Below are 18,421 nucleotides of genomic sequence, written 5' to 3' on the forward strand. Positions count from 1 at the left end.
ACGCTCGCGGCGTGAGCACGAGAGGTGAGCGGGTGAGGCGCGTCGGGTGGTGGGTCACCCTCGGCGTCGCCTCGCTCCTCACCGTGATGTGCGTCTGCCTCCTGTTCGCGGCGATCCGCAACGACGGCGCGATCCAGGGCCAGCTCGGCACGGCGAACGCGACGGTGGACTCGGTGGCGTTCGACCGCACGATCATCCACTTCGAGACCCCGGACGGCATCGTCCACAGCCCGGCGAACGGAGTGCTGTACCCGGACGGGCTGGCGGCCGGTCAGCTGGTGCGGATCGAGTACGACGCTTCCGATCCGGAGCTGGCCCGGGTGGCGGGGCGGTCGGCGGCTCTGACGTTGCTGCCGCTGGGGAGCTTCGTGCTCTTCACGTGGCTGGTGGCGGGGCCGGTGCTGTGGTGGATCCGCCGGGTGGAGAAGCGAGCCACCGTTCCCGCGTGATCTCGTATTCGACTTCGCCCTGCTCGGAGCCTTCGACCGGGTCGTCGTAGTCGGCGGCCGAGGTGAACGCCCTCTTGAAGGTGAGCCCGGCTGAGGTCATCGTCGCGCGGGACGGGGTGTTGACGGCCATTGTCTGGGCGTAGATGCGGTCCAGGCCCAGTTCTTCGAAGCCGTAGCGGATCAGTTCGAGTGAGCCTTCGCGGGCGTAGCCCTTTCGCCATTGGCGGCGCAGCAGGCGGTAGCCGAGTTCGGCTTCGCCTTCGCCGTACGGCTGGTCCGGGCCCTGGGGTGGGCGCAGGATCCACCAGCCGGCGAAGTCGTCGCCGGCGAAGCCCATCCAGAACCCGAACCCGGGTGCGGTGGCTATCCGGCGCCGGTGGGCTCGTTCGACCTCGGCGCGGGTCGAGGGCCGGGCGGTGAGGTAGCGCATGACTTCGGGGTCGGAGTCGAGTTCGTGTTCCAGGTCGAGGTGCTCGTCGGCGAGGGGTACGAGGGTGAGCCGCTGGGTGTGGAGGGTCGGCATCTTCCGATCCTCACAGCGGCCGCAACCCGATTTGCCGGGGGCGGTCGGAGCCTTCCGAGGTTCTCCCGCTCTTCGTCGCTCGATTGTTCAACACCGGAGACCCGGCCTCAAGGGCGCCTTCGGCGTCGCTTCGCGATGAGCTTCGCTCACCCTTGACCCGGGGTCTCCGGTGCTGACTGCGGCTGGGACGAGGGGCGGTCGCGGGTCCAGGGCGGTCGCTGCCGGGCCTCCCCTGACCAGACATTCCCCCGCCACACCCTGGGGGGCGTTCCCTGCTCCAGTCTATCGGTGGGGGGCTTCACGAAAGGGTGATGCGGCGAATCTGTGGATAGCCGGACCCGATGTGGACAACTCAGCCCGTCCCGGCCGTCTCCTGCCACCAGCCCAGTACCTCGTCCGCCACCCCCGGGGCCGCGACCAGCAGCCCGTCGGTCGGCAACGCCGTGTCCTCTCCGTGCTTGTCCAGCACCACCGCTCCCGCCTCGATCGCCATCGCCACCGAGCCGGCCACGTCCCACTCGTGGTAGCTGTGCAGCACCGCTGCCGCCGCGTGGCCCAGCGCTACCTGGGCGATCGACAACGCCGCCGATCCCAGCACCCGCACCCCGGCGTGCGCCGCCGCCGCGCGCTCGATGAAGCCGCCCATTCCCGGCCACGGGCCTCTCCGTGCGAACTCCGTGCACACCAGCGCGCCCGCTGTCACGCAGCGGTCCACCAGCTTGACCGGCTTGCCGTTCGCGCGGGCCCCTCGTCCGCGCGCCGCCGCGTAGATCTGAGCTCGGTACGGGTCCGCCACCCCCCCCACCACCGGCCCCGCCGCGTCCACCAGTGCCAGGCTGTACGCGCACCACGGCACCCCCGCCACGTAGTTCGCCGTGCCGTCCACCGAGTCCACCACCCAGCGGTACTCGGCGACGTCCGCGCCGTGGTCCGCGCCGAACTCGTGGCCGACCACCGGGATGCCCGGGAACTCGGCCGTCAGGACGCGCCGCGTGTGGCGCTCCAGGATGCGGTCGGTGTCGGTGACCCAGTCGAAGGGCGAGTCCAGCGTCGACGGGTGGGCGCCGCGGCCGGCGGTCGCGGTGATCACGTCGGTGGCGTCGTTGGCCAGCCGTCCGGCCACTTCGAGCGCCCTCGACAGCAGGCCGGGCTCGACGGGCCGCGGCGGCCGGGAGGACAAGAGGGTCATGCCTGCTTAGTCTGGGTCACCCTGGTTTCCGGGACACGACCTTGAGATGACATGTCGTGGCGGATCTGTTCCGGCAGCGTTGGCCGCAGTGTCACGCCGCCGCCAGGATCGGGTGCGATCGTCCAAGACGTGCGAGTCGCCATAGTCACCGAAAGTTTCCTGCCCCAGGTGAACGGCGTGACCAACTCCGTCCTGCGGGTCGTCGAGCACCTGCGCGAACGCGCCCACGACGTGCTGATCATCGCCCCCGGTCCCGGCCCGGACTCCTACCGCGGCGCCCCGGTCGTCCGGATCCCCGCGCTGGACTTCCCCGGCGTCAACTCCCTGCCGATCGGCGTGCCGACGCGCACGGTGCTCAACGCGCTCGCCGCGTTCGGCCCGGACGTCGTGCACCTGGCCTCGCCGTTCGTCGTCGGGGCGCGCGGGCTGGCCGCCGCGAGACGCCTGCGCGTCCCGTCGATCGCCGTCTACCAGACCGACATCGCCGGGTTCGCCGCCGCGTACGGCTTCGGCATCGCCGCGCGGGCCGCGTGGCGCTGGGTGCGCCGGCTGCACTCCCGCGCCGACCGGACGCTGGCGCCGTCCAGCGACGCGGTCGAGCAGCTGGAGCTGCACGGCGTCCCGCGCGTGCACCGCTGGGCACGCGGCGTCGACATCGAGCGGTTCTCCCCGGACCACGCCGACCCGGCTCTGCGGGCCGAGCTGGCACCCGACGGCGAGCTGCTCGTCGGGTTCGTCGGACGGCTCGCGCCCGAGAAGGAGGTCGACCGCCTCGCCGCGCTCGCCGGGATGCCGGGGGTCCGCCTGGTCGTCGTCGGCGACGGCCCCGAACTGGAAAACCTCAGGGAGCAGCTGCCCGGCGCCGCCTTCCTCGGCGCGAAGTACGGCGACGAGCTCTCGAAGGCGTACGCGAGCTTCGACGTCTTCGTCCACACCGGTCCGCACGAGACGTTCTGCCAGGCGGTGCAGGAGGCGATGGCGTCCGGGCTGCCGGTGCTCGCGCCGGACGCGGGCGGCCCGAAGGACCTCGTCCTGCCCGGCCGCACCGGCTACCTGCTGCCCGCGGACCGCGAGGGGTTCGGCCCGGCGCTCATCGAGAAGGTCGATGCCCTGCGCGACCCCGCTTTGCGGGCGCGGCTCGGCGAGAAGGCGCGCAAGGTGGTGCTGGGCCGCACCTGGCCCGCCATCTGCCGCGAGCTGATGGGGCACTACGAAGCCGTGCAGGGCCGGGCCGCCCGCGCGGCCTGACATGCACATCGTCCAGCTCGCGAACTTCTACGGGCCGCGCTCGGGCGGGCTGCGCACGGCGTTGCACCACCTCGGCGCCGGGTATGTCGCGAGCGGGCACGAGGTGACGCTCGTGGTGCCCGGCACCCGGTACGCCGACGAGGTCCTGCCGACCGGCGTGCGCCGCTTTTCCCTGCCGGCGCCGAAGATCCCGGGCACCGGCGGCTACCGCGCCGTCGACCCGCACCGCGTCCGCTCGGTCCTGCGAAGACTCGAACCCGACCGGCTCGAGGTGTCGGACCGGCTGACGCTGCGGGGGATGGGCGGCTGGGCGCGGCGCCACGGCGTCCCGAGCACGGTCATCTCCCACGAGCGCCTCGACCGGCTGCTGGAGCAGTTCCTGCTGCCCGAGCCGGTGGCGCGGCGCGTCGCCGACGTCGCGAACCGCCGGATGGCCGCGAGCTACGACACGGTCGTCTGCACGACGGCGTTCGCGCGCGCGGAGTTCGACCGGATCGAGGCGCCGAACGTCCACCGCGTGCCGCTCGGCGTCGACCTGGCGACGTTCCGGCCCGCCATGCGCGACGACGGCTGGCGCGCCGGCCTCGCCGGGGGAGCGGACGCGCTGCTCGTCCACTGTGGACGCCTGTCGCCGGAGAAGCACGTGGAGCGCAGCGTGGACACCGTCGCCGAGCTGACCGAGGCCGGCGCGCGGGTCCGGCTGGTCGTCGCCGGGGACGGGCCACGACGGCGCGCGCTGGAGAGGCGGGCGCGGGGTCTGCCGGTGACGTTCCTGGGGTTCCTGTCCGGCCGCGGCGACGTCGCACGGCTGCTGGCCAGCGCGGACGTCTCCCTGGCGCCCGGCCCGCACGAGACGTTCGGGCTGGCCGCGCTGGAGGCACTGGCGTCCGGGACGCCGGTGGTGGTGTCGGCGTCGTCGGCGCTGCGCGAGATCGTGCGGCCGGGCTGCGGCGCGGCGGTGGACGACCACGCGCCCGCGTTCGCCACGGCGGTGACGGACCTGCTGGAGAGCCCCGAGGACCTGCGCCGCGCGGCGGCCCGGGCCCGGGCGGAGGAGTTCACCTGGCCCGCGTCGGTCGCCGGGATGCTGGCGGCGTTCAGCTGAGCCGCCCCCGCGCGTCGCCGGGGGTGAGACCTTGGTCGTCGGCGATCTTCGTCAGGAGGGCGTGGAGGGTCGCGCGCTCGTCCTCGGTGAGCACCGCGGTGATCGTGCGGTCGTGGGACGCCGCCGCCCGGGCGACCTGGCCCATCAGGGCGCGGCCGTCCTCACTCAGCTCCAGCGCGTAGAGCCGCCGGTCTTCGGCGTTGCGGCGACGCTCGATCAGGCCGCGCTTCTCCAGGCCGTCGACGAGCGGGACGAGCCGCGTCGCCGGCGTGCCGAGCTGCTTGGCCAGCGCCTGCTGGCTCTGCCCGGGCCGCGACGCGACGAGCCGCAGCAGCCCGACCTGCGGCGGCGTCAGGTCCAGCGCACCGATCCGCTCGGTGAACCGCATCGCCGCGTGCGCGCCGACCTGCGCGAGCAGGAACGCGCTGCCGGACGGGGGAGCTTCCATGGCCGGGACGGTAATCGTCGGCGATCGATTACACCAGTGTAATCATTTATGGCCTGAACCTTTTCCCGCGCCTTCACCTCGCTGGCTGGTGCTGGCGACGTTCGTCCGACGGCCCGACTAATCTCAAGCCATGTCACGCGCAAGCCTGGACAAGGACCCGCACGAAGTCGCCGCCATGTTCGACGGTGTCGCGGACGGGTACGACCGGGCGAACTCGTTCATGACCTTCGGCTTCGACCGCCGCTGGCGCACCACCACCGCCCGCGTGCTCGACGCCCGAAGCGGCGAGAAGGTCCTGGACCTCGCCGCCGGCACCGGGGTGTCCACCGTCGAGTACGCCCGTGGCGGTGCCTGGTGCCTGGCCGCGGACTTCTCCTTCGGCATGCTGCGCGCCGGGCTGCACCGCAACGTCCCGATGGTCGCGGCGGACGCGCTCAACCTGCCGTTCGCCGACGAGAGCTTCGACGCCGTGACGATCTCGCTGGCGCTGCGCAACTTCGTCGACACGAAGGCCGCGCTGACCGAGATCGCCCGCGTGGTCAAGCCGGGCGGCCGGCTGGTGATCTGCGAGGTCTCGACCCCGCCGTTCGCCCCGATCCGGTTCATTCACCGGCGGTTCATGCTGAAGCTGCTGACCTGGGTCGGCAAGCGGACGTCGTCGAACCCCGAGGCCTACTCCTACCTGGCCGAATCCATGCTGGCGTGGCCGGACCAGCGCACGCTCGGCGAGATCATCGCGAGCGCGGGCTGGGCCGACGTCGAGTGGTTGAACCTCACATTCGGCGTCGTGGCGATCCACCGCGCGCGCAAGCCTGCATAAACTCGCGTTCATGACGCGACGCACCGCAGACCAGGACGCCGAAGTCATCGTCGTCGGCGCCGGACCCGCTGGGTCCACCGTGGCCACCTACCTGGCCCGCGCGGGCGTCGACGTCCTCCTGCTGGAGAAGACCGAGTTCCCCCGCGAGAAGGTCTGCGGGGACGGCTTGACCCCGCGCGGCGTCAAGCAGCTGATCGACCTGGGCATCGACACCAGCGAGGACGCGGGCTGGGTGCACAGCCGCGGCCTGCGGATCCTCACCGGCGACCTGACGCTGGAGCTCGACTGGCCGGACCTGACGAGCTACCCGCCGTACGGCGTTTCCCGCACCCGCCACGACTTCGACGACCTGCTCGCGAAGCTCGCGGTGAAGGCCGGTGCCCGGCTGTACGAGCGCACGACCGTCACCGGCGCGATCACCAGCGCGAGCGGGCGCGTGGTCGGCGTCGAGGCGAAGGTCGGCCCGGAACGGACGCCGGTCAACTACCGCGCGCCGCTGGTCCTGGCCTGCGACGGCGTGTCCGCGCGGCTCGCGCTGAGCGTCGGCATCCAGAAGAACGAGAAGCGCCCGATGGGCGTGGCGGTGCGCCAGTACTACAAGAGCCCGCGCCACGACGACCCGTTCATCGAGGGCCACCTCGAGCTGTGGGACAAGTCGGATCCGCGCGACCCGAAGCTGCTGCCCGGCTACGGCTGGGCGTTCCCGCTCGGCGACGGCACGGTGAACGTCGGCCTCGGCATGTTGTCGACGTCGGCGTCGTTCCGGAACACCGACTACCGCGCGCTGCTGCGCCAGTGGCTCGACGGGACGCCCGAGGAGTGGGGCTACCGCGAGGAGAACGCGATCGGCAAGGTCGGCGGCGCCGGGCTGCCGATGGGCTTCAACCGCACCCCGCACTACCGCGACGGCCTCCTGCTGCTCGGCGACGCGGGCGGCATGGTCAGCCCGTTCAACGGCGAAGGCATCTCGGCGGCGATGGAGTCGGCTCAGATCGCCGCGGAGGTCGTCGTGCAGGCGCTTGCCCGCCGCGAAGGGCCTTCGCGCGAGCGGGCGCTGGAGGCGTACCCGCGCGCGGTCGGCGAGCTGATGGGCGGCTACTACCAGCTGGGGAACGTGTTCGCGAAGATCATCGGCAAGCCGAAGATCATGCACGCGTGCACGAAGTACGGGCTGCGCATCAACAAGCTCCTGCCGCTGGTCTACAAGGGCCTGTCAGGCTGCTACGACGCCAAGGGCGGCGACGGCGTCGACCGCCTGATCTCGGCGCTGGCGAAGGTCACGCCCACCCCGCGCTGACCCGGATCCACGGGCCCCGGCACGACTTCCGTGCCGGGGCCTTTCCGCGCGGCCGTGCGCTCCGGGGCATCACGCGTGATCCGCGGGGCATCACGCGTGACCAGAGAGGCATCACGCGTGATCCGGCGGGCATCGGCGTGATGCCCGTCCAGACACGCGTGATGCCCGTCCGAGCACGCGTGATGCCCCTTGCCGCACCGCCTTTTCGCGCGCGGACACACGAGTGGCCCAGCAAGTTGGCCGTGCGGCCAGTGGGATAGCTCACACGCTGACGTCCGGATTGTCCGGCCGCCAACCGATCTTGACCGGTCTTCGTGCAGGTCGTGCGCGCGTCGTCATCGGGCCGTGACAACGATGGCGGGAAAAGTTAGGCCACCCTTATAACACGGGGGCCTAGGGACAAGAGTGTGAGTCGCGTCCTAGACTCCCCCCATGCTTTGTGAATCCCTTCACATCCACGACGAGTGGCTTGTGAACTATTTCACAAGCGAGCTGTGTTTTCCCTCCCGGTCCAGCCACGGGCCGTAAGGAGACCCTGACCCTCGGCGGTGTGACCCAGGTCCCTTAGGGTGCCGACGAGGCCAAGCGGTTCCCCACCACAAGCACAACCGCATCGGCGCGGAAAGGATGGCGAAGACCCCGTGCTGACGTTGCTGACCCGAACCGACACGGTGCAGCTGGCGCAAGAGGCCCCGAGCCTGAAGCCCTACCTGCCCCTGGTCCTGTTGTTCGTGCTGGCGCTCGCGTTCGCCGTGTTGTCGGTGCTGCTGGGCCCGCTCGTCGGCCCCAGCCGCTACAACAAGGCCAAGCTCGAGGCCTACGAGTGCGGCATCGAACCGTCCCCGCAGCCGCTCGTCGGCGCCGGGCGGATGCCGGTGGCCTACTACATCACCGCGATGCTGTTCATCCTGTTCGACATCGAGATGGTCTTCCTCTACCCGTTCGCCGTGCAGGCGGACGCGCTGGGCACGTTCGGCCTGGTGGAGATCCTGCTGTTCATCGCGACGGTCGGCTTCGCGTACGCCTACGTGTGGCGGCGCGGCGGCCTGGATTGGAACTAGACCCATGGGCCTCGAAGAGAAACTCCCCAACGGCATCCTGCTGGCCAGCCTCGAAGGTCTCGTCAACTGGTCGCGGAAGAACTCGATGTGGCCGGCCACCTTCGGGCTCGCCTGCTGCGCGATCGAGATGATGACCGTCGGCGGCTCCCGCTACGACATCGCCCGCTTCGGCATGGAGCGCTTCAGCGCGACGCCGCGGCAGGCCGACCTGATGATCGTCGCCGGCCGGGTCACGCAGAAGATGGCGCCGGTCCTGCGTCAGATCTACGACCAGATGGCCGAGCCCAAGTGGGTGCTCGCGATGGGCGTCTGCGCCTCCTCCGGCGGCATGTTCAACAACTACGCGGTCGTCCAGGGGGTCGACCACGTCGTGCCGGTCGACATGTACCTGCCCGGCTGCCCGCCGCGGCCGGAGATGCTGCTGGACGCGATCCTCAAGCTGCACGCCAAGATCCAGGACGAGCCGATCAACGCCCGCCGCGCCGCCATCCGCGCCGCCAGCGGGGCCCGCACCGAGCTCGTCGCGTCGTCGATCAAGTACGCGAAGAAGTAGAGCGATGACTGAAACCCCAGAGACCGGCGGCGAGCAGTCCAGCGCCGACCGTCCCGAAGGCGGCCTCGAGCCCCGGGGCACGCGCCCCGCCGAACCGGTCGTCACCGGCCGCGAACGCCAGGGCATGTTCGGCGTCCACGGCACCGGCGACACCTCCGGCTACGGCGGCGTCCGGCTCCCGGCCTACAGCCCCGCGCCGGCCGAGCGCCCGTACGGCGGCTGGTTCGACCAGTTCGCCGACGAGTTCTACGCCGCGCTGTCGGACAACAAGATCCCCGCCGGAGCGATCCTGCAGACGACGGTCGACCGCGGTGAGATCACCTTCTACGTCGACCGCGAGAAGCTGGCGGAGATCGCGAAGGTCCTGCGCGACGACGGCGGTCTGCGGTTCGAGCTGCTGTCTTCGGTGTCCGGCGTGGACTACGGCGTCGACGTCCCGCAGCGGCTGCACGCGGTCTACCACTTCACGTCGCTGACCTACCGCCGCCGGATCCGCCTCGAGGTCACCCTCGACGTCGAGGACGCGCACGTGCCGTCGCTGGTCGGGATCTACCCGACCGCCGACTGGCAGGAGCGCGAAGCCTGGGACATGTTCGGCATCGTCTTCGACGGCCACCCCGCGCTGACCCGCATCCTCATGCCGGACGACTGGGACGGCCACCCCCAGCGCAAGGACTACCCGCTCGGCGGGATCCCGGTCGAATACAAGGGCGCGGAGATCCCGCCGCCGGACCAGCGGAGGTCGTACTCGTGACGATTAACGAAGACACCACCGAAGTTCCCGAGGCCGACAGCCGCGACACCACCGAAGGCCGCGTCTACTCGGTCTCCGGCGGCGACTGGGACGACGTCATCGCCGACGCGGCGCACGACGAGCGCATGGTCATCAACATGGGCCCGCAGCACCCGTCGACGCACGGCGTGCTCCGGCTCGTGCTGGAGATGGAGGGCGAGACCGTCACGCAGCTGCGGTCGGTCATCGGCTACCTCCACACCGGCATCGAGAAGAACTGCGAGTACCGGACCTGGACCCAGGGCGTCACCTTCGTGACGCGCATGGACTACCTGGCCCCGCTTTCGACGGAGATGGCGTACTGCCTCGGTGTCGAGAAGCTGCTGCAGATCGAGGCCCCGCGCCGCGCGCAGCTGCTGCGCGTGATGCTGCTGGAGATCAACCGCATCGGCTCGCACCTGGTCTACATCGCCACCGGCGGCATGGAGCTCGGCGCCACCACCGCGATGACGCTCGGCTTCCGCGAGCGCGAGATCGTGCTGCACCTGCTGGAGCACCTCACCGGCCTGCGCATGAACCACGCGTTCATCCGCCCCGGCGGCCTCGCGCAGGACATGCCCGAGGACTACCGCGAGAAGGTCACCGAATTCGTCAAGACGATGAAGGAACGCCTTCCGCTGTACGACAAGCTCTTCACCGGGCAGCCGATCTGGCGCAACCGGCTCAAGGGCGTCGGGTACCTGCCGGTCGACGCGTGCCTCGCGCTCGGCGTCACCGGCCCGGTGCTGCGGTCGGCGGGCCTCCCGTGGGACCTGCGCAAGACCGAGCCGTACTCCTGCTACGACGAGTTCGACTTCGACGTCCCGGTCGACAACGGCGCCGACTGCTGGTCGCGCTACCTGATCCGGGTGCACGAGATGCACGAGAGCCTCAAGATCATCGAGCAGTGCCTGGAGAAGCTCGAGCCGGGCCCGGTCATGGTCGAGGACAAGAAGGTCGCCTGGCCCGCGCAGCTGTCCATCGGCAGCGACGGCATGGGCAACTCGCTCGAGCACGTCAAGAAGATCATGGGCCAGTCGATGGAGTCCCTGATCCACCACTTCAAGCTGGTCACCGAGGGCTTCAAGGTGCCGGCCGGGCAGGTCTACACCTCGGTCGAGTCGCCGCGCGGCGAGCTGAGCGCGCACCTGGTGTCCGACGGCGGCACGCGGCCGCTGCGGGTCCACGTGCGCGAACCGAGCTTCGTGAACCTGCAGTCGATGCCCGCCATGGCCGAAGGCGGCCTGGTCGCGGACGTGATCGCCGCGATCGCCTCGATCGACCCCGTCATGGGGGGAGTGGACCGATGAGCACAGCTGTTCCCGAGCCGGGCCCCAACGACGCCGTGACGACGCACGCGGCGGCCGGCCCGGACACCGACGTGATCGCCATCGCGCCCGACCCCGCGGTCGCCGCCGGGATCATCGAAGACACCCCGCTCGAAGACATCTTCGACGAAGGTGTCGTGGCCAGGGCCCAGGACCTGATCGCGCGCTACCCGATGTCCCGCTCGGCGCTGCTGCCGATGCTGCACCTCGTGCAGTCGGTGCAGGGCTACGTCAGCCAGGAGGGCATCGCGTTCTGCGCGAAGCAGCTCGAGCTGTCCGATGCCGAGGTCAGCGCGGTCGCGACGTTCTACACGATGTACAAGCGCAAGCCGTGCGGCGAGCACCTCGTGAGCGTCTGCACCAACACGCTGTGCGCGGCCATGGGCGGTGACGCGATCTACAAGAAGCTCCAGACGCACCTCGGTTCCGAGGAGAAGCCGCTGGGGCACAACGAGACCGCGGGCACGCCGAACGAGCCGGGCTCGGTCACCCTCGAGCACGCCGAGTGCCTCGCGGCCTGCGACCTCGCGCCGGTCATCCAGGTCAACTACGAGTACTTCGACAACCAGACCGAGGACAAGGCCGTCGCGCTGGTCGACGCGCTGCGGGCGGGCAAGAAGCCGGCGCCGACGCGCGGGGCGCCGCTGTCCAGCTTCAAGGGCGCCGAACTGCAGCTCGCCGGGTTCTTCCCGGAGGACGAGCGCCAGTACCGCACGGACGTCGACGGTCCTTCGCAGGCCGTCGAGACGCTGCGCGGCGCGAAGCTCGCGCAGGACCGCGGCTGGGTCGCCCCGGTGGCTTCCGATGTGCCGTTGCCAGAAGTGGAGAAGAAGTAATGGCTGACCCCATCACTCCGGTTCTGACGAAGCGCTGGCTGTCGCCGAACTCCTGGCAGATCGGGACGTACGAGGCGCTCGAGGGCTACACCGCCGTCCGCAAGGCACTGGCCGGGACGCCGGAGCAGCTCGTCCAGGTGGTCAAGGACTCCGGCCTCCGCGGCCGCGGAGGCGCGGGCTTCCCGGCCGGCATCAAGTGGTCCTTCATGCCGCCGAACTTCGACAAGCCGCACTACCTGGTGATCAACGCCGACGAAGGCGAACCGGGTACCTGCAAGGACATCCCGCTGATGATGGCGGACCCGCACTCGCTGATCGAGGGCTGCATCATCGCCTCGTACGCGATGCGGTCCAACCACTGCTTCATCTACGTCCGCGGCGAGGCGCTGCACTGCATCCGCCGCCTCAACGCGGCCGTGCGCGAAGCCGAAGCGGCGGGTTACCTGGGCGAGAACATCCTGGGGTCGGGCTTCGACCTCAAGATCACCGTCCACGCGGGCGCCGGCGCGTACATCTGCGGCGAGGAGACGGCGCTGCTCGACTCCCTCGAGGGACGTCGTGGCCAGCCGCGGCTCAAGCCGCCGTTCCCCGCGGCCGCCGGGCTGTACGCCGCGCCGACCACGGTCAACAACGTCGAGACCATCGCGAGCGCGCCGTTCATCGTCAACGGCGGCTCCAGCTGGTTCCGCGAGATGGGCCGCGAGAAGTCGCCCGGCCCGAAGATCTACTCGATCTCCGGCCACGTCGAGAAGCCCGGCCAGTACGAGTGCCCGCTCGGCACCACGCTGCGCGAGCTGCTCGACATGGCGGGCGGCATGAAGGACGGCATCCCGCTCAAGTTCTGGACCCCGGGCGGCTCGTCCACCCCGATGTTCACCGCCGAGCACCTCGACGTTCCCCTGGACTTCGAGGGTGCGGCGGAAGCCGGGTCGATGCTGGGCACGACCGCCGTGCAGGTCTTCAACGAGACGGTGTCGGTGCCCTGGGCCGTGATGAAGTGGACGCAGTTCTACGAGCACGAGTCCTGCGGCAAGTGCACGCCGTGCCGCGAAGGCACGTACTGGCTGGCGCAGATCCTCGAGCGGATGGTCGAGGGCCACGGCACCGAAGAGGACATCGACACCCTCCTCGACGTCTGCGACAACATCCTCGGCCGGTCGTTCTGCGCCCTCGGTGACGGCGCGGTGTCGCCGATCCAGAGCGGCATCAAGTACTTCCGCGAGGAGTTCCTCGCGCTGTGCGAGAAGAACCGGCACGAACAGACCAAGCCCGAACTCGTGGGAGCGCAGGCATCATGACGATCGCGCCCGACAAGCCCGAAACGGCCGCGACGCCGGTCCCCGAAGGCCACGTCAAGCTGGTCATCGACGGCGAAGAGGTCATCGCCCCCAAGGGCGAGCTGATCATCCGCACGGCCGAGCGCCTCGGCACGGTCATCCCGCGGTTCTGCGACCACCCGCTCCTCGACCCGGCGGGCGCCTGCCGCCAGTGCCTGGTCGAGGTCGAGATGGGCGGCCGGCCGATGCCGAAGCCGCAGGCGTCCTGCACGATGACCGTCGCCGACGGCATGGTCGTCAAGACGCAGCTGACGTCGCCGGTCGCGGACAAGGCCCAGCAGGGTGTGATGGAGCTCTTGCTCATCAACCACCCGCTGGACTGCCCGATCTGCGACAAGGGCGGCGAGTGCCCGCTGCAGAACCAAGCGCTGGCCCACGGCCGCGCGGAGTCGCGGTTCGTCGACACCAAGCGGACGTTCCCGAAGCCGCTGCCGATCTCCACGCAGGTGCTGCTGGACCGCGAACGCTGCGTCCTCTGCCAGCGCTGCACCCGGTTCTCCCGCGAGATCGCCGGCGACCCGTTCATCGAGCTCCTCGAACGCGGCGCCCACCAGCAGATCGGCACCGCGGAGACGGCGGACGTCCTGGACCTGGCCTCGCGCACCACCAGCGGCCAGCCGTTCCAGAGCTACTTCTCCGGCAACGTCATCCAGATCTGCCCGGTCGGTGCCCTCACGAGCGCCGCCTACCGGTTCCGCTCCCGCCCGTTCGACCTGGTGTCCGCGCCGAGCGTCTGCGAGCACTGCTCGTCCGGCTGCGCCGAGCGCACCGACTTCCGGCGCGGCAAGGTCCAGCGCAAGCTGGCCGGCGACGACCCCGAAGTCAACGAAGAGTGGATCTGCGACAAGGGCCGGTTCGCCTTCCGCTACACCGGAGCCGAGGACCGCATCCGGCGCCCGCTGGTCCGCAACCGCGAGACCGGTGAGCTGGAGGAAGCTTCCTGGACCGACGCGCTGCGCGCCGCCGCCGAGGGCCTCACCGCGGCCCGTTCCAACGGTGGTGTCGGCGTCCTGACCGGCGGCCGGCTGACCGTCGAGGACGCCTACGCGTACTCGAAGTTCGCCCGCGTCGCCCTGCAGACCAACGACGTCGACTTCCGCGCCCGGCCGCACTCGGCCGAGGAGCTGGCCTTCCTCACCTCGCACGTCGTGGGCGTGACGCCGGAGTCCGGCGTCACCTTCGGCGAGATCGAGCGGGCCCGCACGGTCCTGTGCGTGGCGTTCGAGCCCGAGGACGAAGCGCCGATCGTGTTCCTGCGGCTGCGCAAGGCGGCCCGCAAGAACCGCACCCGCGTCGTCCACTTGGGACAGTGGACTACCTCGTCGGTGCACAAGACGTTCGGCGAGCTGCTCGCCTGCGTCCCCGGGACCGAGCCCGCCGCCATCGACGGCATCGCCAAGCACGCGCCGGACCTCGACGAGGCCCTGCGCGGCGAGCACGCCGTCGTCCTGGTCGGCGAGCGCGCCGCCCAGGTGCCCGGCCTGTTCTCCGCCCTGCACGACCTGGTGGAGCGCACCGGCGTCCGGCTCGCGTGGATCCCGCGCCGCGCCGGCGACCGCGGCGCCCTCGCCACCGGCTGCGTGCCGACGCTGCTGCCGGGCGGGCACCGGGTGGGCGACGACGCGGCCCGCGTCGCCGTCGAAAACGCCTGGGGCGTCCCGATCCCGGCCGCGCCGGGCCGCGACACCACCGGCATCCTGCAGGCGGCTTCGGCCCGCGAGCTCGGCGGCCTGGTCGTCGGCGGCGTCGACCCGTTCGACCTGCCGGACCCGGACCTCGCGCTGCGCGCGCTGGACAACGCCGGCTTCGTCGTCAGCCTCGAACTCCGCCACAGCGCGGTGACCGAGCGCGCGGACGTCGTGCTCCCGGTGGCCGCGTCCGACGAGAAGGCGGGCAGCTACCTCAACTGGGAGGGCCGCACCCGCCCGTTCGACGTCACGCTCGAAGGCACCGGCGCCCTGCCGGACTGCCGGGTGCTCGACACCCTCGCCGTCGAGATGGACGCCGACCTGTTCACGCAGACGCCGGCCGCCTCCCGCGGCGACTTCGAGAAGCTCGGCCCGGCTTCGGCCCTGCGCTGGGGCAACGTCGAGGCCGAGACCGGAGGCGCCACGGCGGCTCCGCTCGCCGGCCAGGCGGTCCTGTCGAGCTGGCGCCAGCTGATCGACAACGGGTCGCTGCAGGACGGCGAGCCGCACCTGAAGGGCACCCAGCGCAAGCCGGTCGCGCGGCTGTCCGCGAAGACCGCCGAAGGGCTGGGCACGACCGTGAAGGTGAGCACCGAACGCGGTGCGATCACGCTGCCGCTGGAGATCGCGGACCTACCTGACGGCGTCGTGTGGCTGCCGGGCAACTCCGACGGCTCCGCCGTGTTCAAGACGCTCGGTGCCGGGCACGGCGCCGTCGTGAACCTCGCTGGGGGTGAACAGTGACACCGTTGCTCACCGAGGTCGCCGTCGGGAGTGTGCCCGACGCCGCGACGCGGGCGGCGCTCCTGGCGGACGACCCGTTGTGGATGATCCTGCTGAAGTCCGTGGTCATCCTGCTGATCGGCCCGATCCTGACGATCCTGCTGATCGTCTGGGAGCGCAAGGCCGTCGGCCGGATGCAGAACCGGCCCGGCCCCAACCGCGTCGGCCCGAACGGCTACCTGCAGTCCCTGGCGGACGCGCTCAAGCTGCCGTTCAAGGAACAGATCATCCCGGACACGGCCGACCGCAAGGTGTACTTCCTCGCCCCGGTCATCTGCGTGGTGCCGCCGCTGATCGCGCTGGCGGCCATCCCGTTCGGCCCGGTGGTGTCGATCTTCGGTGAGCGGACCGTGCTGCAGCTGCTCGACCTGCCGGTCAGCGCGCTGGTGATCCTGGCCTGCTCCTCGATCGGCGTCTACGGCATCGTGCTCGCCGGCTGGGCCTCGGGCTCGCCGTACCCGCTGCTCGGTGGCATGCGCTCGGCCGCGCAGGTGATCTCGTACGAGATCGCGATGGGCCTGTCGATCGTCGCGGTCATCCTGCAGTCCGGCTCGCTGGACCTGGCCGACATCGTCGCCAAGCAGCAGCCGGCGTGGTTCCTCTACCTGATCCCGAGCTTCGTGATCTACCTGATCTCGATGGTCGGCGAGACCAACCGCGCCCCGTTCGACCTCCCCGAGGCCGAGTCGGAGCTGGTCGGCGGCTTCCACACCGAGTACAGCTCGATGAAGTTCGCGATGTTCTTCCTCGCCGAGTACGTCAACATGGTGATCGTCTCGGCGTTCGCGACGACGCTGTTCCTCGGCGGCTGGATGGCCCCGTGGCCGCTGTCGCTGATCGGGAACAACGTCCTCAACACCGGCTGGTGGCCGGTGCTGTGGTTCTTCGCGAAGATGTTCGTCCTGCTGTTCGGGTTCATCTGGCTGCGCGGCACGCTGCCCCGCCTGCGCTACGACCAGTTCATGCGCCTGGGCTGGAAGGTCCTGGTCCCGCTGAACCTGGTCTGGATCGTCATGGTGACCTTCGCGAAGGTCATCGCCTGGAACACCGCGTCGATCATCATCGCCGCGGTCGCCATCTTCATCGTCATCGCGCTCTTCTTCTACGTCCGCGCGTCGGGCCGCGAAGAGGAGAGCGAGACCATCCCGGTGACCGGCGGCGGTTTCCCGGTCCCGCCGCTGGACCTCAAGGTTCCGCAGACCACCCCGCGTCAGAAGGCTTTGGCCAAGGCCGAAGCCAAGGCGGCCCGCCGCAAGCCGGCGGCCGTCGGTACCGCAAAGGAAGGAGCGCAAGATGGGGTTTCTTGATCCCGTCAAGGGCTTCGGCGTCACCTTCGGGATGATGTTCAAGAAGGTCGCCACCGAGGAGTACCCCGAGGCCGGCGCCCCCGCCGCCCCGCGGTACCACGGGCGCCACCAGCTGAACCGCCACCCGGACGGCCTCGAGAAGTGCGTCGGCTGCGAGCTGTGCGCGTGGGCGTGCCCGGCGGACGCGATCTTCGTCGAGGGCGGTGACAACACCGAGGAAGCCCGGTTCTCCCCGGGCGAGCGGTACGGCGCGGACTACCAGATCAACTACCTGCGCTGCATCGGCTGCGGCCTCTGCATCGAGGCGTGCCCGACGCGGTCGCTGACGATGATCAACTTCTACGAGCTGGCCGACGACGACCGCCAGCGGCTGATCTACACGAAGGAAGACCTGCTCGCCCCGCTGCTGCCCGGCATGGAGCAGCCGCCGCACCCGATGCGGCTGGGCGAGAACGAGCAGGACTACTACGTGAACGGGCCCGAACTGGCACGCGGGGAGGGCGTCAAGTGATCGCCGCCCTCCTGGCCCAGGCCCCGACGGGCGCCGCGGCCGGCGTCTCGACCGGCGAGGCCATCGCGTTCTGGATCCTCGGCCCGCTTTCGCTGCTCGGCGGCCTCGGCATGATCTTCTCCCGCAACGCCGTCCACTCGGCGCTGTGGCTGGTGGTCACGATGCTGAGCCTTGGCGCGCTCTACATGATCCAGTCGGCGCCGTTCCTCGGCTTCACGCAGATCATCGTCTACACCGGCGCGATCATGATGCTGTTCCTGTTCGTGCTGATGCTGGTCGGCCGGGAAAGCTCGGACTCCGTCGTCGAAGTCCTCCGTGGACAGCGGCTGGCCGCGACGGTGCTCGGCATCGGCCTGGCGGCGCTGCTGGCCACCGGCATCTACCGGGCCATGGAGAACGTCACCCCGGCCATCCCGCTCGACTCCGCCACCTCGGCGGGCGGCGGGCCGAAGGGCCTGGGCCGGCTGATCTTCACCGACTACCTGTTCCCGTTCGAGCTGACGTCGGCGCTGCTCATCACCGCCGCGATCGGCGCGATGGTGCTGGCCTTCACCGACCGGCACGCCAAGGGCGGCAAGCTCACGCAGAAGGAGCTCGTGCTGCTGCGCTTCCGCGGTGAGCACGACCGGCCGTCGCCGCTGCCCGGCCCGGGTGTCTTCGCCACGGCCAACTCCGTCGCGACGCCGGCGCTGCTGCCGGACGGTTCGATCGCCCCGGAGTCGCTCTCGGCGATCATCGAGTCCACCTCGGCGATCGAGCTGGCGAAGGAACGCAAGCTCGTCGCGGACGACGTCGAGCACCCGGACGCGCACGCGCTCGTCGGTTCGGACAGCTCGGAATCCGAAGGGGAGAAGGCATGACCCCGACGTACTACCTGCTGCTGTCGGCGCTGCTGTTCGCGCTCGGCGCGGTCGGCGTGCTGGTGCGGCGCAACGCGATCGTCGTGTTCATGTGCATCGAGCTGATGCTCAACGCCGTGAACCTGTCGCTGGTCACGTTCGCCCGGATCAACGGCGGGCTCGACGGCCAGATCATGGCGTTCTTCGTCATGGTCGTCGCGGCCGCCGAGGTCGTGGTCGGCCTGGCGATCATCATGGCCATCTTCCGCACCCGGCGCTCGGCCTCGGTCGACGACACCAACCTGCTGAAGTACTAGGAGACCCCCG

19 protein-coding genes are annotated in these 18,421 nt (G+C 70.4%); 16 read left to right on the plus strand and 3 right to left on the minus strand.

Annotated features, from left to right (window positions below; all coding sequences use genetic code 11):
- Nucleotides 1–11: 11 nt before the first annotated feature.
- The gene (locus tag AA23TX_RS43610) at nucleotides 12–449 is read left to right on the plus strand and encodes a DUF3592 domain-containing protein (protein WP_155548764.1); all 438 of its coding nucleotides are present in this window, start codon (nucleotides 12–14) and stop codon (nucleotides 447–449) included.
- Here the strand turns inward: AA23TX_RS43610 and AA23TX_RS43615 are convergent.
- Together AA23TX_RS43615 and AA23TX_RS43620 are read right to left on the minus strand one after the other, a co-directional pair.
- Nucleotides 376–972 (minus strand): GNAT family N-acetyltransferase, encoded by a 597-nt coding sequence (locus AA23TX_RS43615; protein ID WP_155548765.1) that lies wholly within the window; start codon nucleotides 970–972, stop codon nucleotides 376–378. The genes AA23TX_RS43610 and AA23TX_RS43615 overlap by 74 nt on opposite strands.
- Before the next feature lie 352 nt (nucleotides 973–1,324).
- A complete protein-coding gene (locus tag AA23TX_RS43620; protein WP_155548766.1) occupies nucleotides 1,325–2,161 on the minus strand; it encodes an inositol monophosphatase family protein in 837 nt (278 codons plus the stop codon).
- Between the two features lie 177 nt (nucleotides 2,162–2,338).
- Here AA23TX_RS43620 and AA23TX_RS43625 point away from each other — a divergent pair, with 177 nt between their 5' ends.
- Nucleotides 2,339–3,409, plus strand: coding sequence for a glycosyltransferase family 4 protein (locus AA23TX_RS43625; RefSeq protein WP_277875477.1), 1,071 nt, complete (start codon nucleotides 2,339–2,341; stop codon nucleotides 3,407–3,409).
- A gap of 1 nt (nucleotide 3,410) precedes the next feature.
- The gene (locus AA23TX_RS43630) at nucleotides 3,411–4,514 is read left to right on the plus strand and encodes a glycosyltransferase family 4 protein (RefSeq protein WP_155548767.1); all 1,104 of its coding nucleotides are present in this window, start codon (nucleotides 3,411–3,413) and stop codon (nucleotides 4,512–4,514) included.
- On the opposite strand, the gene AA23TX_RS43635 is transcribed toward AA23TX_RS43630, so the two are convergent.
- Entirely contained in the window at nucleotides 4,507–4,962 is a 456-nt protein-coding gene (locus AA23TX_RS43635) for a MarR family winged helix-turn-helix transcriptional regulator (protein WP_155548768.1), read from the minus strand. The genes AA23TX_RS43630 and AA23TX_RS43635 overlap by 8 nt on opposite strands.
- A 130-nt stretch (nucleotides 4,963–5,092) precedes the next feature.
- Between AA23TX_RS43635 and AA23TX_RS43640 the strand changes: the two genes are divergently transcribed.
- The 13 genes from AA23TX_RS43640 (at nucleotide 5,093) to nuoK (ending at nucleotide 18,411) form a co-directional block, all read left to right on the plus strand.
- Nucleotides 5,093–5,782 (plus strand): demethylmenaquinone methyltransferase, encoded by a 690-nt coding sequence (locus tag AA23TX_RS43640; RefSeq protein ID WP_155548769.1) that lies wholly within the window; start codon nucleotides 5,093–5,095, stop codon nucleotides 5,780–5,782.
- Between the two features lie 10 nt (nucleotides 5,783–5,792).
- Nucleotides 5,793–7,079 (plus strand): geranylgeranyl reductase family protein, encoded by a 1,287-nt coding sequence (locus AA23TX_RS43645; RefSeq protein WP_196425864.1) that lies wholly within the window; start codon nucleotides 5,793–5,795, stop codon nucleotides 7,077–7,079.
- Between the two features lie 641 nt (nucleotides 7,080–7,720).
- Nucleotides 7,721–8,140, plus strand: a complete 420-nt coding sequence (locus AA23TX_RS43650; protein ID WP_155548770.1) for an NADH-quinone oxidoreductase subunit A — start codon at nucleotides 7,721–7,723, stop codon at nucleotides 8,138–8,140.
- Between the two features lie 4 nt (nucleotides 8,141–8,144).
- Nucleotides 8,145–8,693, plus strand: a complete 549-nt coding sequence (locus AA23TX_RS43655; RefSeq protein ID WP_155548771.1) for a NuoB/complex I 20 kDa subunit family protein — start codon at nucleotides 8,145–8,147, stop codon at nucleotides 8,691–8,693.
- A gap of 4 nt (nucleotides 8,694–8,697) precedes the next feature.
- A complete protein-coding gene (locus AA23TX_RS43660) occupies nucleotides 8,698–9,447 on the plus strand; it encodes an NADH-quinone oxidoreductase subunit C (protein ID WP_155548772.1) in 750 nt (249 codons plus the stop codon).
- Nucleotides 9,444–10,775 (plus strand): NADH-quinone oxidoreductase subunit D, encoded by a 1,332-nt coding sequence (locus tag AA23TX_RS43665; RefSeq protein WP_155548773.1) that lies wholly within the window; start codon nucleotides 9,444–9,446, stop codon nucleotides 10,773–10,775. Before AA23TX_RS43660 ends, AA23TX_RS43665 begins: the two co-directional genes overlap by 4 nt.
- Nucleotides 10,772–11,629: an NADH-quinone oxidoreductase subunit NuoE gene (gene nuoE / locus AA23TX_RS43670; RefSeq protein ID WP_155548774.1), complete on the plus strand. Its 858-nt coding sequence runs from the start codon at nucleotides 10,772–10,774 to the stop codon at nucleotides 11,627–11,629. The genes AA23TX_RS43665 and nuoE overlap by 4 nt, the downstream gene beginning before the upstream one ends.
- A complete protein-coding gene (nuoF, locus tag AA23TX_RS43675; protein ID WP_155548775.1) occupies nucleotides 11,629–12,927 on the plus strand; it encodes an NADH-quinone oxidoreductase subunit NuoF in 1,299 nt (432 codons plus the stop codon). Before nuoE ends, nuoF begins: the two co-directional genes overlap by 1 nt.
- A complete protein-coding gene (locus tag AA23TX_RS43680; protein WP_155548776.1) occupies nucleotides 12,924–15,398 on the plus strand; it encodes an NADH-quinone oxidoreductase subunit G in 2,475 nt (824 codons plus the stop codon). The genes nuoF and AA23TX_RS43680 overlap by 4 nt, the downstream gene beginning before the upstream one ends.
- Nucleotides 15,395–16,744 (plus strand): NADH-quinone oxidoreductase subunit NuoH, encoded by a 1,350-nt coding sequence (nuoH, locus tag AA23TX_RS43685; protein WP_155548777.1) that lies wholly within the window; start codon nucleotides 15,395–15,397, stop codon nucleotides 16,742–16,744. The genes AA23TX_RS43680 and nuoH overlap by 4 nt, the downstream gene beginning before the upstream one ends.
- Entirely contained in the window at nucleotides 16,731–17,255 is a 525-nt protein-coding gene (gene nuoI / locus AA23TX_RS43690; RefSeq protein WP_086678351.1) for an NADH-quinone oxidoreductase subunit NuoI, read from the plus strand. Before nuoH ends, nuoI begins: the two co-directional genes overlap by 14 nt.
- Nucleotides 17,252–18,115 (plus strand): NADH-quinone oxidoreductase subunit J, encoded by an 864-nt coding sequence (locus AA23TX_RS43695; RefSeq protein WP_155548778.1) that lies wholly within the window; start codon nucleotides 17,252–17,254, stop codon nucleotides 18,113–18,115. Before nuoI ends, AA23TX_RS43695 begins: the two co-directional genes overlap by 4 nt.
- A complete protein-coding gene (gene nuoK, locus AA23TX_RS43700) occupies nucleotides 18,112–18,411 on the plus strand; it encodes an NADH-quinone oxidoreductase subunit NuoK (RefSeq protein ID WP_003081840.1) in 300 nt (99 codons plus the stop codon). Before AA23TX_RS43695 ends, nuoK begins: the two co-directional genes overlap by 4 nt.
- Nucleotides 18,412–18,421: the final 10 nt, after the last annotated feature.

It is taken from the genome of Amycolatopsis camponoti (genome assembly GCF_902497555.1).
GTDB classification, from domain to species: domain Bacteria; phylum Actinomycetota; class Actinomycetes; order Mycobacteriales; family Pseudonocardiaceae; genus Amycolatopsis; species Amycolatopsis camponoti.

What these genes read in the sequence shown, in the direction of transcription:
- AA23TX_RS43615 (WP_155548765.1), bottom strand. Translation starts at nt 972, where the DNA reads ATGCCGACCCTCCACACCCAGCGGCTCACCCTCGTACCCCTCGCCGAC.
- AA23TX_RS43620 (WP_155548766.1), bottom strand. Translation starts at nt 2,161, where the DNA reads ATGACCCTCTTGTCCTCCCGGCCGCCGCGGCCCGTCGAGCCCGGCCTG.
- AA23TX_RS43630 (WP_155548767.1), top strand. Translation starts at nt 3,411, where the DNA reads ATGCACATCGTCCAGCTCGCGAACTTCTACGGGCCGCGCTCGGGCGGG.
- AA23TX_RS43635 (WP_155548768.1), bottom strand. Translation starts at nt 4,962, where the DNA reads ATGGAAGCTCCCCCGTCCGGCAGCGCGTTCCTGCTCGCGCAGGTCGGC.
- AA23TX_RS43640 (WP_155548769.1), top strand. Translation starts at nt 5,093, where the DNA reads ATGTCACGCGCAAGCCTGGACAAGGACCCGCACGAAGTCGCCGCCATG.
- AA23TX_RS43645 (WP_196425864.1), top strand. Translation starts at nt 5,793, where the DNA reads ATGACGCGACGCACCGCAGACCAGGACGCCGAAGTCATCGTCGTCGGC.
- AA23TX_RS43655 (WP_155548771.1), top strand. Translation starts at nt 8,145, where the DNA reads ATGGGCCTCGAAGAGAAACTCCCCAACGGCATCCTGCTGGCCAGCCTC.
- AA23TX_RS43660 (WP_155548772.1), top strand. Translation starts at nt 8,698, where the DNA reads ATGACTGAAACCCCAGAGACCGGCGGCGAGCAGTCCAGCGCCGACCGT.
- nuoE (WP_155548774.1), top strand. Translation starts at nt 10,772, where the DNA reads ATGAGCACAGCTGTTCCCGAGCCGGGCCCCAACGACGCCGTGACGACG.
- nuoF (WP_155548775.1), top strand. Translation starts at nt 11,629, where the DNA reads ATGGCTGACCCCATCACTCCGGTTCTGACGAAGCGCTGGCTGTCGCCG.
- AA23TX_RS43680 (WP_155548776.1), top strand. Translation starts at nt 12,924, where the DNA reads ATGACGATCGCGCCCGACAAGCCCGAAACGGCCGCGACGCCGGTCCCC.
- nuoI (WP_086678351.1), top strand. Translation starts at nt 16,731, where the DNA reads ATGGGGTTTCTTGATCCCGTCAAGGGCTTCGGCGTCACCTTCGGGATG.
- nuoK (WP_003081840.1), top strand. Translation starts at nt 18,112, where the DNA reads ATGACCCCGACGTACTACCTGCTGCTGTCGGCGCTGCTGTTCGCGCTC.